The sequence below is a fragment of the Spirochaetota bacterium genome, from assembly GCA_034190085.1.
Classification (GTDB): Bacteria; Spirochaetota; UBA4802; order UBA4802; family JAFGDQ01; genus JAXHTS01.
In genome coordinates this window covers 18,162-33,720 of the sequence record JAXHTS010000012.1, presented here as the reverse complement: position 1 = coordinate 33,720, position 15,559 = coordinate 18,162, and the positions used below count along the sequence as shown (strand labels likewise).

At 35.3% G+C, this 15,559-nt stretch carries 14 protein-coding genes; 5 read left to right on the top strand and 9 right to left on the bottom strand.

The features are described from left to right. Nucleotides 1-716 precede the first annotated feature (716 nt). Nucleotides 717-878, top strand: coding sequence for a hypothetical protein (locus tag SVZ03_02235; protein MDY6933027.1), 162 nt, complete (start codon nt 717-719; stop codon nt 876-878). Nucleotides 879-1,236: 358 nt separating this feature from the next. Here SVZ03_02235 and SVZ03_02230 read toward each other — a convergent pair whose 3' ends face one another. From SVZ03_02230 to SVZ03_02215, 4 genes are all read right to left on the bottom strand, one after another. After that, complete coding sequence (locus tag SVZ03_02230) at nt 1,237-1,692, bottom strand: EFR1 family ferrodoxin (protein ID MDY6933026.1); 456 nt, start codon at nt 1,690-1,692, stop codon at nt 1,237-1,239. 18 nt (nt 1,693-1,710) lie between these two features. Next, nucleotides 1,711-2,016, bottom strand: a complete 306-nt coding sequence (locus SVZ03_02225) for a hypothetical protein (GenBank protein MDY6933025.1) — start codon at nt 2,014-2,016, stop codon at nt 1,711-1,713. Nucleotides 2,017-2,066: 50 nt separating this feature from the next. After that, complete coding sequence (locus tag SVZ03_02220) at nt 2,067-2,369, bottom strand: hypothetical protein (GenBank protein MDY6933024.1); 303 nt, start codon at nt 2,367-2,369, stop codon at nt 2,067-2,069. Nucleotides 2,370-2,818: 449 nt separating this feature from the next. Beyond that, the gene (locus SVZ03_02215) at nt 2,819-3,904 is read right to left on the bottom strand and encodes a CDP-alcohol phosphatidyltransferase family protein (protein MDY6933023.1); all 1,086 of its coding nucleotides are present in this window, start codon (nt 3,902-3,904) and stop codon (nt 2,819-2,821) included. Nucleotides 3,905-4,352: 448 nt separating this feature from the next. Here SVZ03_02215 and SVZ03_02210 point away from each other — a divergent pair, with 448 nt between their 5' ends. Then, the gene (locus tag SVZ03_02210) at nt 4,353-5,015 is read left to right on the top strand and encodes a hypothetical protein (protein ID MDY6933022.1); all 663 of its coding nucleotides are present in this window, start codon (nt 4,353-4,355) and stop codon (nt 5,013-5,015) included. Nucleotides 5,016-5,196: 181 nt separating this feature from the next. Here SVZ03_02210 and SVZ03_02205 read toward each other — a convergent pair whose 3' ends face one another. The 5 genes from SVZ03_02205 to murA form a co-directional block, all read right to left on the bottom strand. Then, nucleotides 5,197-5,886: a FecR family protein gene (locus SVZ03_02205; GenBank protein ID MDY6933021.1), complete on the bottom strand. Its 690-nt coding sequence runs from the start codon at nt 5,884-5,886 to the stop codon at nt 5,197-5,199. A gap of 29 nt (nt 5,887-5,915) precedes the next feature. Continuing rightward, nucleotides 5,916-8,234 carry a transglycosylase SLT domain-containing protein gene (locus SVZ03_02200; protein MDY6933020.1) on the bottom strand — a complete coding sequence of 773 codons (2,319 nt, stop codon included), beginning with the start codon at nt 8,232-8,234 and terminating at the stop codon, nt 5,916-5,918. Nucleotides 8,235-8,352: 118 nt separating this feature from the next. Continuing rightward, complete coding sequence (locus SVZ03_02195) at nt 8,353-9,225, bottom strand: hypothetical protein (protein MDY6933019.1); 873 nt, start codon at nt 9,223-9,225, stop codon at nt 8,353-8,355. 361 nt (nt 9,226-9,586) lie between these two features. After that, a complete protein-coding gene (gene flgF / locus SVZ03_02190; GenBank protein MDY6933018.1) occupies nt 9,587-10,423 on the bottom strand; it encodes a flagellar basal-body rod protein FlgF in 837 nt (278 codons plus the stop codon). Further along, nucleotides 10,423-11,691 carry a UDP-N-acetylglucosamine 1-carboxyvinyltransferase gene (gene murA / locus SVZ03_02185; GenBank protein MDY6933017.1) on the bottom strand — a complete coding sequence of 423 codons (1,269 nt, stop codon included), beginning with the start codon at nt 11,689-11,691 and terminating at the stop codon, nt 10,423-10,425. The genes flgF and murA overlap by 1 nt, the downstream gene beginning before the upstream one ends. Before the next feature lie 487 nt (nt 11,692-12,178). On the opposite strand from murA, the gene SVZ03_02180 reads away from it, so the two are divergent. The 3 genes from SVZ03_02180 (at nt 12,179) to SVZ03_02170 (ending at nt 15,555) form a co-directional block, all read left to right on the top strand. Beyond that, nucleotides 12,179-12,766, top strand: a complete 588-nt coding sequence (locus SVZ03_02180) for an epoxyqueuosine reductase QueH (protein MDY6933016.1) — start codon at nt 12,179-12,181, stop codon at nt 12,764-12,766. Nucleotides 12,767-12,797: 31 nt separating this feature from the next. After that, the gene (locus tag SVZ03_02175) at nt 12,798-14,141 is read left to right on the top strand and encodes an ATP-dependent helicase (GenBank protein MDY6933015.1); all 1,344 of its coding nucleotides are present in this window, start codon (nt 12,798-12,800) and stop codon (nt 14,139-14,141) included. Nucleotides 14,142-14,355: 214 nt separating this feature from the next. Further along, complete coding sequence (locus tag SVZ03_02170; protein MDY6933014.1) at nt 14,356-15,555, top strand: acyl-CoA dehydrogenase family protein; 1,200 nt, start codon at nt 14,356-14,358, stop codon at nt 15,553-15,555. The last annotated feature ends 4 nt before the right edge of the window (nt 15,556-15,559 follow it).

The following is a 15,559-nucleotide window of genomic DNA, read 5'->3' as shown; positions in this document are numbered from 1 at the left end:
TCACAAAGATGAGAGAAGTAAGCGGGAAAAGGCCAAACGACCTTATGTCTAAGCTTGGGATTAAAATCTCGAAAATGATTCAACGATTGTGAAAGTAATGTAACTGAAAGCTTTCGTCTAAATTTGGTTGTCTTTGTTACCTTCAAAGGCTTTTTTGAACAATCAATTCCAGGAGCGCTCTCTAAATATGATATGAAATGGTTTGAATTGGGGAATTTATCAATGATTGCTTTGTCAGCTATTATAGTAATGGCTGTTACTATATTATATTTCAAAGATTTGGTTTCAAAAAAATCTTGAATTGATATTATGTATTACACCACTATTCAGGTTTGGTATCAATTTGATACTCCCAAGAGATTGAGTAGTTATAATGGGATTATTCAAGCGCCCCAGTTTTAACGGTGATCATCTTTTCAAATTTCTTCAGAAGCTATTAACATAGCATAGCCTCAACTAAGTTGTTTCTCATAATATCGTTATAGGCAATCTCACATCCGAAAAATATACTCGTCTTCCGTGACTCGTAAAAAATATAAAATAGTGATAGCTATACTGATACAGAGGATTGCCGTTCACAAGGGATTATTATCATATGGTGTTATCCAGCTTCTGTATAAATAAAATGAAATGATGACTAATATATATATGCTTTTTGGGAGAAGCAGCTTGAAACAAATAATTCTGTAAATAAAGTAACAAACCAGGTGATGAAAATGTCAGATAGCGTTAAAGGTGCCGCTAGTGAGCAAAAGCTCGTTGTATCAGATATACAGTCGATTACTAGCATGAATGAACTGGCTCAGCCCGATGCATCAGGAAGCGAGCAAGTCTCGGATATTAGTGAGGAGATACTGGGCCTTGCTGAATTTCTTTAGAAAAAGGTGAATATATTTTCGATTTAGACATTGTCCATTGTGTTATTATGAGTTGTTATTTGCCTGAGGTCTGTTTCTGGTTCTTTGTAACGGCCCCAGTAACTGAAGTGAGTGAATGTTGTATGAGTAAAGAACCAGTTGACAACTGGTATTCGTAATAGTGCATGAAAAATATAGTATGAAAAAAAAATAACAGCATAAAAATATACAAGGTTTATATTATTACCAAACCAGTGACTTTTGGAGAACTCAATCCATTGGATAAGGTTCCCAAGGTATGAAAAAAGAAATGTTGAAACTGGGATTGTTGATATTATATAAAGAATCACTCCCCATGAATGCCTGCTTCAATAGCATTTTAGGGACAGAGGGAAGCGCATCTCATACAGCTTTCACAGTTATATTTCCAGAAAGGCATCTTCTTTGTCTTTCCATGTAACTTTATGGCATTGACAAAACAATTTTTTTTACATATTTCACATCCATTACAGTTCTCATTTGCAAAGATAAGCTTTGCAAATGAGAATCTACCTATAAGTAGGTATCCAATTGAAATCTGAAAAAGGACAGCCCCCATTATCAATTCATATATATTATTCAGCGTGAACAAAACGCTGTTGCCTGAGAGTATGGTTGTCGCAAAATTGGCAACATTAGTTTCGCTCCTTTTGATTATGGCCTTTTGGCTTTCTAATCCCTGTATTGGATGAAGAATGAACCAGTTTGACGGCATGTCAACGCTTTTCAATCCACGAACTTTATAGCCTTTGATTGTTAGAATGAGAGTAATAATAAATGTTGCGCTCCCACTTATCCCAGGTGTAAAGACTTTTCAAAATTTTAATCCTGCTCTCGTAGCAATACAAAATGCATTTGTCTGTTTCCTTCGGGGGAGTTTCAATGAAAATTTCAAAATTTGCAAAGGTGCAGTAAATCCATGGGTAGGGAAGATAATACCAATCAGGCTATCATTCCCATCTTCAATCGTAGTTGCATCCATTATTTTTTCAACTGGATAAATACGTGCATCAATGTTATATTTATTGGAAATATTTTCAATCCAGGTTGAAACACGATAGGAATTGCCTGTGCCACTCAAAAAATAGATCTTTACATTAAAGATATTTTTTTGGTTCATCGATCAAGAATAAATCTTTCTTTTTTTTTTTCATATCCTTTACCGTAACATCAGGGTGATGTCATCGTTTTACACCAATGGCCTTTTTCCCATATTGAATCGGTTTTTTTGGGGATATCACTGCAAACAACCAAACAGAATTGACAATTATGATGCCATACAAGCCTGCCATCTTCGAGAGTTGTATTATTTATAGGGCATATCTGTTTGCAAATTCCACATCCATTACTATTGTCATCAACCTTGAATGAAGCATCAAGGAGTTTAATTTGATCCTTCCATACCGCTGTTTGTTTTTTTGCTATTGTTAATGAATATTTAGTGCTGCTAAAATAATAAATATCAGTTTTCACTTTGATTATTCTCTCTTATCAACCTTTGATTGATGATTGTCAGAAATTACAATAAGCAGAATTTCCAATTACTACCCGAAAGTCAATCAAATGAACAATGCTTCTATCGAGATAATTTAAAATGCTGGTCATCGACCATGGTGGAATGATCTACAAAAGTGTTTAGAATTGATAATTGACTTTTAAAAATTAATAAAATTTATGATAATTAAGGCTATGGTGTATAATAATTATTTGCAATAGATTTGTCATCCTTAGCTTCGCAAACTAATGAATTAAATCCTTGTTGAATAATATCAAGCTCAGCATCCCAGTTTCAGTTGATATAAAATATACAGAAGTGGCATAGCCTATATCACACGGTATGAACATTGCGTTGCTCTTCTCCTTGGCTCTCAGCACATTTGTTTCAGTTTTCATTACAGTAAAGGTCGTTTATACTGATCCTGTTACAGGTATTTAATATTCATACTAATAAGCGCAAATGTTCCAAGTGAAAGGGCGATAGCAGTAGAGATAATTATAATATGTATCTTCCCCGTCAGACAGATTAAGAAAAAGAACAGCGCGAAAAATTCCTTTCTCCACATATATTTCAAATTATGAATAAAAGCAACAAGTGGGTCGCTGTGTGGAAGTTTTTGTAGGAATTCTTTATCATAGGCAAGGAGTGAGGCAGATTTGCTATGCTGTTTTAGGTATTTGATCATAATTATCAGCATGGTTGAGAAGCATAAAAAGATAATGACTATATATATGCTAGTAATTAATCCCCCTTTGTTGATAATACTCAAATAGGATGTGGCAGTAAGGAACAATAAGAGGGTTAGGTTATCGCTTATTGTATCAAGCCATCCTCCAATCTTTGTTGTCTTATATGTGAATTTCGCAACCTCGCCATCTACACCATCCATTACTGAGGCAAGTTGGAAAAAGGCTCCTCCTAATACGATATGCCAGTAGGTATTAAATAGTAGAAGAGCGGCGCTCATTATACCAATAAGCATATTAATGATTGTCAAAATGTTTGGATGAATTCTTGTTTTGGTCAGCAAAAGGCTTATTGGAAGGGATATCTTTTTATTGATTTTTTTGGCGATATAACCATCCGTATTTTCAATTATATTTTTTTTTATTAGCTTTATTGCTTTATTATAGTCAATTTTATTTAATAATAAAAATTGATCATCATTTAATATTGGAGTAATAATATTTTTCTTTTTGATAAAAAATTTTTTAAGATTAGAAAAATAACTGGATTGCGTAAATAAGGTTGAAGGAATTATCAGATATTCAGGAGTAAATTCTGTATCCCTCTTTTCCTTTACTATAATATCCTTCAATCCCTTAAGATGTCTTTCTATTTTTTTTGTATAAAAATTATTTTCCTCAACTGAAAGATCTAGATATATTTTATCAAAGCCTATGGAGAATAAAATACGAATATTCCTTTCAAGCGGATATAAACCGCAGATTTTTTTATTATAAATGTTATTTGAACTCACTGATTTAATTATTGCAGTCTTGTATTCCATAATGATGTACCCTTAAATAATCAGTATAATAAATTCAAGCATTATATTCTGTTATTATCTAAAGCTTTATTATATCCTATGCTAAAAATATTCCCTCACGATTTGATCATTGGTAAGGGATTGAATCTATTTAGTATCAGGTAATTAAACATGATATAATCAATAAGCGGAGTAGCTTATTAAGATAGGAATGTGGTTAAAAACAGATACAAGATAGATATATTCCATATAAACTTGCTCCAGTGAGAAAAAACGGGACAAATTTACTTGACTTAATAAATTTTTCCAACATAATTTAGATATAATAACCGAAAATGTAAATAATGATAATACCTTTTATTTTTACAGCATCGGTATTTCAAAGGATTACTGGGATGTAGTTTTTGGAATAGACAAAAGGGTGCTGCAAAATAATCAATGGAAGGATTGTTTTATAAAGGAGTTTGCTATGATAAAAGGATTTCGATTTATTGTACTTTTATTTTTTATCACTGTTATCTTTATCCCACTTAAAAGCCATGCTCAGATTGAAACAACTAATAGGGAATTCAATCCCCTATATAAGCCAATTTCGGTAATAATGAGATTGAGCTATGACAACTTCAAGAAGATTAAACTAATGCATACCTCAATTATGAACTATGGCGGAGGGAAGGAAGAGTTCGATAAACTTGTAGATGCCTTTGCAGAAGCGAGCGCGCTGTATTTCCAGAATAAATTAGTGGAATCTGCAAATTTGTTTACAAAGAACGGAAAAGATATAGATGGGGTAGCTGCTAAGCTAGCTAAAACATATAAAGATGAAACTGAAAGACTGCATTCCGAGATAATTAAAATGAATGTTAAGTATAATATAAAAAACTCGTTAAAGGGGGAGAAACCGAATCCTACTGCTACTGCAGCAGTGAGAGGAGCATCATTTGGAATAAATAAGGCTAATGATTACTATGTAAGGTCAAGACCAATCGATGCAATCACCTATTATCGAAGAGCAAAGAGTAAGTGCTTCGAGTTATATGAGATACTTGAAGTCCCTCTGCCAGAGAGATTTAAGAAGGATATATTAGATAATCATAATAAAGTATATATTTCTAAGGAGAAAGAGAATTAATTTTATTGTTTGATGATCTATCATATTACTGATTTACATAACTGAATAGGAAATAGTATACCAGAGCTTTCTATTGGGTATAATAATTTGGATAGATAAGATGGATGATTATAGAGGGGAGAATTAGTCGGTTTAATGCTTAATTCTGTGCCGTTGAAGATCAATCTATTGATGGATTATTTTAGAACCCTCTTTTCCTTAGAATCCTGTCAATTAGGCCCTTCTCCTCTTCCCCCTTTATAACAATTTTTTTATTATCAACCACTTCATAATAATCAAGCCAGGATCTCAGTATCTCTGGAGGCACAACAACAGGCTCCTCAGGTGGTTTGTTATAAAGTATACGGGATTCCTCCCTGGGAGATAATTTAATAGCTTTTATAATATTGCGATTGGAGCTGGCTATGTGAATCGCTCCCTCAAATGCTATGACCTTGGTCTCGTGCTTACTGGTAATAACTCCAAAATCTGTTCCGGATACGCCTACAATGGATGTGGGTGTTGTAAGAATTAGCGTTCTGCTCCTAAAGGATTTTTTTACCCTAATTCGAACCTTGCCTGTTAACATTTTTATTCTTGTTGGAGCTTCGTTTTCTGTCATTTTTACTGCATTTATATTCAAGACTGAGACTTCCTTAATGAATACTTTTGTTCCATTATTTAATAGGATCTCAATAAATGCTCTTTTACCTGTTCGAATTTTGTAATTTTTGTTAATTTCTATTCCAACTTTAGGTGTTAACCTTCTTCTTGTAGAAAGTGAGGTGATATCAACATCACCAGTAATCTGAATGATTTTCCCCAAACCGGTTTCAGCTCTCAAATCCAGGCACATAACTAATATCAGAATTACAATTGCGGATCTCATCATTATCCCCCCATTATATTCTATTGTATTCTTTAATATACAGTCATAATAGGCATAATAAGTTTATATTGAATAAAAAATCTTCGGGTTTTTAATACATAACCCCTCGTTTCATCAAAGGGGATGAATTCAACAAAATAATCTATATCCTCATATTCTTGGGATTTCTGCCACTTCTTTACATTGCCTGCGCCTGCATTATAACCAGCAACAATCATTTCAAAGCTGTCCCGATAACTACTTTTAAAATAATACTCCAACCAATGCAGATATTGTGTGCCGAAGATTATTGATGTTAATGGATCCGTAAGATCATAATTATCTACTTTTAGATCCCTAGCTATTCCCTTTGCAGTGTTAGGCATGATTTGCATCAATCCTACAGCCCCTGCTGAGGAGACAGCCCTATGGTTAAAGGCAGATTCAGCCTTCATCATCGCATAGACTACCTCCTTCTCAAGATTTTTTTTTGCACTCGATTCCTCTACAATATTTATAAATGCCCTAGGAAGGAGTTTTTTAATTGAACCAACAGGAAGGATGGCAAAATTTTCTTTTAGATTTTTGTGTTTAAGCAACGCCGCTGTTGAGGCTAAGGCTAAGTAATGGTTATTATATAAATCTCCATAATGGGCGAGCGCAATTTTTTTATCAATATCAGATTCCTCATCATCAGGGATTATACCGATATCCCTATTTATTCCTTCAATATTTCCAATAGCGAAATATTTGTCCAGACCCCTTATGATTTTATTGTATTTTGAATTGATTTTCAATTCCTTTATATCATTTTCTAAATCGCTATAAGCCCTGATCCCTGCAAAGTCGAGTGATTTTATTCTGCTATCCCTTTTCCCCAAATCTCTTTCTATAAAAAAGAGTAGGGTATGATAATAGAGGGAATTATCAACATTTTTTGATTCTATAGATGAACTGAATGATTCCTCTAATTTTTGAATTGAGTATTTTTTATTGATTCGTTCTATAAGTGTCCATGTATATGATGAATCAGGGTTTCTGACAACGAGGTCTTTAATTATTGTCGCAGCATCCCTATGCCTCTTCTCACGGATCAAAATCTTATATAGCCAAAATCTATTTCTGCCAGAATATGCCCCGTCAGGGAATTTTGTTATTGCTCTTTCCAAATAACCCATGGCCGCTTTGAATTCAGATCTCCTTATCCTCTCTTTTGCTAATAGCCATAGAAAATATTCTGATATTCTATTATTCGGGTATTTTCTGATATATTCCTTCAAGTATCTGGTAAAGCCAGATACCCTACGATCCTGCATGAATAGCGCAACCCTCTTCAATGCATCCCTGGGTATACTTTCGATATTATTGGATAATAGCTTCTTATATACCTTTACAGCATTATGTTTTCTTCTCGCATCCCACAACTCATCAGCCTTAATTTTCAGTAATTTGTAATAGAGTGCTGAGGTCTTTTTGTATTTGTTAATCAATAAATTAGCCTTGCCGATCTCCCGTATTCTGACATAGGATTTGATTAACAACTCATTTACTTCCATTTCCAATTGAGTCCCTATAGCTTTCGCCTGCATATCCTCAATAATCTTAATTGATTCTTTATATCTTGAATTGTTATAAAGGGATGTTGATAGGAGTGTCCTCTCCTTATGGTTGAGATTATAATCACATCCATCATATGTCTCTATTATCCTTGAGGATGCTATTTCTGATTGCCAGCTCTTCTGATTTAGTTTGATAATCTTAAGATATTCCTGTAATGCGCTGCTGCAATCTTCTTCCCTCTCATATATTGACGCGATCCTAATATGAATCGCTGATTTTGAGTTAGTATCTTCATAGCCCTTCAGTATTTTGTTGAGATTTGTAATAGCCTCCTTGGATTTCTTCAGTTCCACAAGGGCCCTAGCCTTTAATATGATTCCATCTCTATAAACGGCTGTTCCCTTGTCTCTAATGAGATTTATGAATTTTACTACATACTCATACTCTCTGTATAAGTAAAAAAGTGAAGCGATCTCATAAATAGAATTATCATAATATTCGGATTTGAAATGAAAAAACCCTCTAACGAATTTATAAACCGGAAAGGGATAGAGTTTCAATTTCATTTTACGCCTGTATTTGAAGCAACTATTTGCATAGTGTAGTATTGCCTTTTTGTGATTGCCATTTTTTTGGTATGCAATCCCTAACATAAAATGTTCCCTATAATTCTCTTTCCCATCCTTTAATTTGTTTATTATATTAGCGGGTGATGAATAAAAACCGAGTTTAGATAGGTCTTTACCCTTTATCTGTTTATTTGAACATGTTATTATGAAGGATAATAATATGATAAGGCTAAGCTTTTTCAAGTTTATGTTCTCCTTACATTGAGTGATATATCTATGATTCCAAGTATAGATAAATTCAGTCTAAATGACAAATTCTGAGATTTAAAGTTGATTGATGTAGAGTACTAATAGTATACTATTATTCATCGGCTATTTCGACTTCATCTAAATATCTCTGATAATCCTGTATCTCATGTATAACTGGGTTTTCCCATACTAGATCGAAAAAGGATTTATCATCTTTTGAAATATAGTAATTATCCTGATGTATTAGTCTATAATACTCTACCTTTTCAGGAGGAGCTAGTTTCATTATTATCTTTTCGATATTCTCATAGCTTGGTTGTGCAATTGCTTTTCTCCCTTCTTGGAGTGATTTGCACTCGATCATGGACAGGAAAGCATATCTTTTGCCGTGTTTAGCCTTTTTAATGGCTTTTACGTATTTATAAAGACGCATGGAGTAAAGGCTCTCTCTGTAGTTGTCCGCCATTCCTAAATAGATTTCGGAAACCCTCATATCCCTATATCCCAATCTGAGATAGTGGATAGCCTTGTTATTATTCGATTCAATTGACATTGGTGCAAAGCCATTTAGGAGATTCCTTGTAATTGATATATCCCTTTTCAGGGTTATTCTATAGAGATTGATGAGGATACTTTGGGCTTTCCTGATTTCATTAAAGGATTCTTTGAATAGGAATTTCATATATAGAAGTTGGGCTATAATATCCCTCTGGATAGCCTCTTTGAAGAGCCTTTTCTCCTCTTCTGTTCCTAGGTTGGTAATAGAAGAATCAATAAAATAAAAGAAATATCTGTTGTCCTTTAAGCCCTTTTCGGCTTTTCTCTGTTCTCCAGCTTTAATGCTTGTCTTTGTCCTTTGTGAGTAACCTACATTCGGGCAGGATATTGTAAAAAATAGAATTAGAATTAATAAGATATATGGGTATAAGCGTATAATATCGAATAGCTTAAAGGAAGTTGAGATGCATGATAGTAATAATTTCATTATATATATAATGGATCAACAACACACTTCTACTCAAAAAGATAATGATGAAGAAAATACCTAATCATGTTACTTGGGATATTGGTGAATTATATAAATATTCTTATTTCTTTGTCAAGAAAAAAGGTCTATACTCAGGAGTCGGATATTTTGCGGATTAGCTCATTCCATCATCTATTTGATAAATATTCAATGTATATAATTTCAGACCGGGGTTATTTGTGATTCCTGTAAGGTAAGTTGAATGCGGTATTAGAGATCGGTGATTTTGTGGAAGATTTGGATATCAGGTGTTGTTTTGATGTAAATGATAAAAAACAAAACAGAGATAAATTTGTAGATCCTAACCCCTATGCTAATATTAGCGCGCAACCTCATTGATAAGCTTACCCAAGGCCTCATTATGGGATAGAATACTCTTTTGATTTGCCTCGTAGCTCCTCTGTACCTCTATCATATCAACCATTTCCCTCACAACATTGACATTTGACTTCTCCAGAAATCCCTGAAGGACCTTTGCGCTTACAAGTTGATGAGGTGGTCCTGAGTATTCTGTTTCTCTATATAAAGAATCCCCTTCTTTTTTTATCTCTCTGATGTTCTCAAAATCCACGATTTTTAATCTATCAATTACTACTGGCTCTTCCCAATTATTGTTATCAATACCAACTACATCACGGGGATCTGAGGAAAGGGCCATGTTTACGATCACCTCCCCCTTTTCATTGATGATAAAGTTATTTTTTTGGATTATTATAAGTCCATTCTCTCCTATCACGGGATTTCCATTATGAGTGACGAGTAGGCCATCCTTATTGATTGTAAAAGCGCCGTTTCTTGTATATCTTTCGCCCCTTTCAGTGAGAACGGAAAAGAATCCCTTTCCATCAAGGGCGAGGTCAAAGGAATTTTCAGTCCTATTTAGGGGCGCCTGCCCAAATTGAGTGTAGACCTCGTTTACCTCAACCCCTGTTCCAAGTTTTCCAACAAAGGGCATTGTATCATAAGAGCCAGCGGGTACTATTCCAAGACCATCATCATTTGTCCGTCTGATTATCATATCAGGGAATGCCTTAAAGATGGTGATGTCCCTCTTATAGGCTGTCTTATCAACATTGGCAAGATTATTGGAAACAACATCCATCCTGGCCTGCTGAGATATCATTCCATTAGCGCCTGTGTATAAACCCCTAATCATTAAGGCTTTCCTCCTTTTTCTCTTATAATATCGGCGCCAAGGGATGATAACTTTTCTGTTAATTTTTCATAACCCCTATCTGAATGATAAATTCTTCTTATTTCTGTTTCACCCTCAGAGGATAGTGCGGCAAGAATAAGGGCTGCGCCTGCCCTGAGATCCGACATCATAACTGTAGCTGAGGTCAATTCCTCCACACCCTTTACGATTATAACATTACCTTCTGTTGTAATATCAGCCCCCATTCTTCGAAGTTCACCGATGTGAGTAAACCTTTTATCAAAGATCGTTTCAATTATTACGCTTATTCCCGGAATAGTGCACATGAGGGATAGTATGGGAGCCTGCAGATCTGTTGGGAATCCTGGATAGGGCAATGTCCTTATAACCGCGCCATTTAGTGTATCAGAAGGCCTAATCCTTATCCAATTTGTACCCTGCTCAATTTGGAAGCCCATCTCAGAGAGAATATTAAGAAGAGAAGTAATATGATCAGGTCTCATCCTGGTAATCTTAACATCTCCCCTTGTAATTGCGCCTGCAAGTAAATAAGTGCCAGACTCTATCCTGTCAGGTATTATTGAGTAGGTGACAGGCTTAAGGCTTTTAACCCCCCTGATAATGAGTCTGTCTGTGCCAAGACCATCAATTTGAGCTCCCATCTTAATGAGAAAATTGCCAAGATCAACGATATCCGGTTCTATTGCACAGTTTTCGAGAATTGTCTCTCCCTTTGCCAGAACCGAACTCATTATAATATTTGCTGTTGCGCCTACTGATACATTTCTCATAATAAACTTGGCTCCCTTCAACCTCTTGGCTCTTGCCTTAATGTATCCATGTTCAATATCAATTTGTGCGCCCAGAGATTCGAATCCAGCAAGATGGATATCTATTGGCCTCTCCCCTATAGCACATCCTCCTGGAAGAGAAATATCCACCTCACCGAGTCTTGCTAATAATGGCCCCATAACATATATCGATGCTCTCATTGTCTTCACAAGGTCATAGGGTATCTCGGCATTTGTTAGTCTATTGACTCTTATCTTTAATGTATTTTTTTCGTGATTGAGTTCTGATTCTACACCAAGGTATTCCATAACCTCTAGAATGGTTTTTACATCAACCAGATATGGAATATTCTTAAGTACAGTCTCACCATCAGCAAGAAGGCTAGCTACTATTATCGGAAGGGCTGCATTTTTCGCTCCAGATATTGAGACCTCTCCCTTTAAACTCTTGCCTCCACAAATTTTATATATATCCATTCTCTTTCACTCCTGCTTTAGAGAGTAGTTTAAGATTTTTTCATTATAGACTAAATTATATATCTTATATATTTATCGAGAATTGCCACAATTAACAAGATAAATTGTCATTTTGACTCAAGGAAGCGTACCCCCATTTTTAAGGCGGTATGATGAGTCAAAAAGGAATACATTCACTTTTTATAGAAGTAAAATATATTGTTGGTTAATCAGTGATCAATGACATTTGTCAAAGATAAAATGAAGTTTTATTATGTTTTTCATTTCATTATATTAAATCGTGGAAGATCTACCCTATTATTGCATTTTATCTTTACTCTTTTAGCATTTGTAAAATTTATTGTTGATTAAGTAAAAATTATTATTCTTATAGTCCGTATGGATGTTGGGAAGAAGTTCTAAGAGCAAAATGTAATATAAATAGCCCTTTGAAATACGATATGCAATAAAATGTGAAGAGAAATCGGCTTCGTAGGTTGGATAACTCATGAAAAATAGTATTCTAATACATACCTGTTGCGCTCCATGTTTTGGTAATGTGTATAAAGAGTTGCTGCCATCCTTTGATATCATCTCATTTTTTTATAATCCTAATATAGCGCCGGAATTCGAATATAATAAAAGATTGGAGGAGCTTAGGCGTTTTTCTAGGATAAAGGATTTTGAAATATATATTGGTGAGTATGACAATAAAAGATGGACCACCTCCATAAGGGGATATAGATTTCTTGGTGAGAGGTCTGAACGATGCTGGGAATGCTACAGGATCAGACTTGAAGGAACATTTCGTTTTGCCCAAAAAAAACAGATATCCATGGTCGGAACAGTCCTGTCAATAAGTCCACATAAGGATGCTGATGTAATAAACAGGATTGGCAAGGAGTTGGCGCAAAAATATGGAATAGAATTTTTTGAGGCTAATTTTAAAAAGGGGAGTGGATATAAAAAAGCCATGGAGATTTCAAAGAAGTATGGATTTTATAGGCAAAACTATTGTGGGTGTATTTATTCGAAGATGGAGAGGGGTAAGAACTCACTATGGTATCAGAAGTCTATTTGCAATAGGCAAGTATAGGGTGGCCTTTTTCACTATCTATAGGGGATAGATGAGCGATTTAAACAGAGAGCAACGTAGGGCGTCTATACCACGGGACGGGGTTACTCTCGTCATTGCTGGGGCAGGCACAGGAAAGACCAGAATAATAGTTGAAAGGATAAAGAATATAATAGATAGCGGCAGGGCTGAACCTGAGAATATATTAATTTTAACATTTAACAGAAAGGCCGCTGAAGAGATTAAGCATAGGTTAAGAACCTCTCTTGGTGTAGGGGTGATTGATATAACATCCGGCACATTTCACTCCTTCTGTTTGGCTTTTCTTAAAGATAATAACGATATATTTCTGAAATCCTATGGGTTTAGTCAATTCCCATCTATTCTCGATCAAGAGGGTGTTGAATCACTAAAATTTGACCTTTTACAGGACTCCATTGATCAGTTCCTTGGATTGCCTATCAAGGTAGTCAGCGGATTATTGGAGACAATTGACAAACTTGATCAAAAGACTTTAATCAGACTGAACCATCTAGGCATCATCAGCCGGATCAGGGATGTTAATAATAGAATCAATGACTATAAGAGATCAAGAGATATAATAGATTTTAGAGATATGATGGGATATACAATCGATATCCTATCTAATAATGAAGGTATCAGAAATAACACAATTGATAAATATAAATATATTCTAATTGATGAATTTCAGGATACATCTGAGGATAATTTCAGGTTAATAAAACTCCTAATGCATAATGAAAGGTCTAATCTTTTCCTTGTGGGAGATGACTGGCAGTCGATCTATGGATTCAGGGGATCTAAGGTTGACTATATAATAAAGATGAAGAGGTATTTCTCTTATTCAGAGATTCATAAATTAAGCATCAATTATCGATCAAGAAGAGAGATTGTTGATCTGTCGAATAGATTTATCAAGAATAATAGGCATAGGACAAATAAGAGACTTAGATCCTTCAAGGGGAGGGGTGGGGTTGTAAAAGATTATTATGTTGAGGACTTGAGAGGGGAGCTTGAAATTATACAGAGTATTTTAGTCCCTACTGAGATTGTATCATCAAAGATAGCTATTCTGTACAGAAATAACTGGCAGGGGGGGTATATCAGGGATAATATACAGGAAAATGAATTATTAAAATCAGATAGAGTGGAATTGTTGACCATGCATTCCTCAAAGGGATTGGAATTTGATACGGTTATTATAGCTGGGATATCGGATGATATTATACCTGATGCTTCTTCTGACCTTGAAGAGGAGCGGCGGCTCCTCTATGTTGCGCTGACAAGGGCAAAGGAGAGACTGCATATTATTCATTATAAATCAGCAAGTGGAGATCTCTCTATGTTTGCCAAAGAGTTGGGATTTTCTATATGATTAAGTGATAAATTGTTGTTGCTTTTTAAATGGATGTTTCTAATTTAATCCCTAAGGATCTCATCTTCTATTGTATTGAGAATCATCAATAATTAAAATCATTAATTTTTGATGGATAATGATCCTGATAGATGGATTTTTAATAAATATTTACTACATCGAAATAATCCACGGAATGATTATTTAATATTTAAGAAAGGGGGTATAAAGTATAATGAATTTTCAGTTTAACGAAAAGGAAGAAAAGTTAAGGGCGGAAATTCGAGAGTTTGTGAAAAATGAGTTGCCTCCAGGCTTTAGCGGTGGCGCTTTTGAGGATGAGCATGATGATGATGATTGGGATTTTGCTATGTCAATAGCACAAAAGCTTGCAAAAAAGGGATGGCTTACTATCAATTGGCCCAAGGAATATGGTGGGATGGGAGCTTCTCTTTGGGAGCAGGTGGTCTATGCTGAAGAGGTGGGATATTGGAGGATTCCCGGTACTATGATGGGTGTAAGTGGGGTAGGTTGGGTTGGACCATCCCTGATTATGTTTGGTTCAGAGGAGCAGAAGAAGAAGTACATGCCACTCATTGCAGCAGGCGATCCTGATGGCGTTTGGTGCACAGGTTATAGCGAGCCCGATGCTGGAAGTGATTTTGCAAATATCCGAACTCGTGCAGAGAGAAAGGGGGATGAATATATTATTAACGGGCAGAAGGTGTGGACAAGCGCTGCCCACAGGTCAAGATGGTGTTGGCTTGCTGTAAAAACTGACGCAAATGCCAAAAAAAAGCATCATGGAATTAGTATTATCATTGTTGATATGAAGAGTCCTGGGGTTACTGTTAGGCCTATCATCAATTATGTTGGTTATCATATATTCAATGAAGTATTTTTTGATAATGTAAGAGTGCCTGCGGAGAATCTTGTTGGGCAAGAGAATAGGGGTTGGTATCAATTGATGCAATCGCTAATGTATGAGAGAGGCAGTGTTGCTATTGGGGCATATGGCGCCTGTAAGAGGATATTGGATGAATTAATTCACTTTGCCAGAGAGAAAGACCTGCTGCAAAAACAGCAGGTTCGTCAGAAATTAGCTGATATTACAACTGAGATTGAGTCATTGAAGATGCTCGCATATCAAACAATTTGGGTTATGACACAGGGGAATATTCCGATTACAGAACCTTCCAGAGATAAGGCATTGACCGATATGTTAATGGAAAAGTTATCAATAATTGGAAGTGAGGTCATAGGTGCTTATTCTCAAATAGATCCATTGGATAACAAATCAGCATGGGCTATCAATAGAGCACGAATAGAGAAGAGTTATTGGATGTTTCCAGGAATAGCAATAGCTGCTGGAACTACTGATACTCAGAGAAATATAGTTGGTCAGTTTGGGCTTGAGTTGCCCAAGTCATACTAAAAGG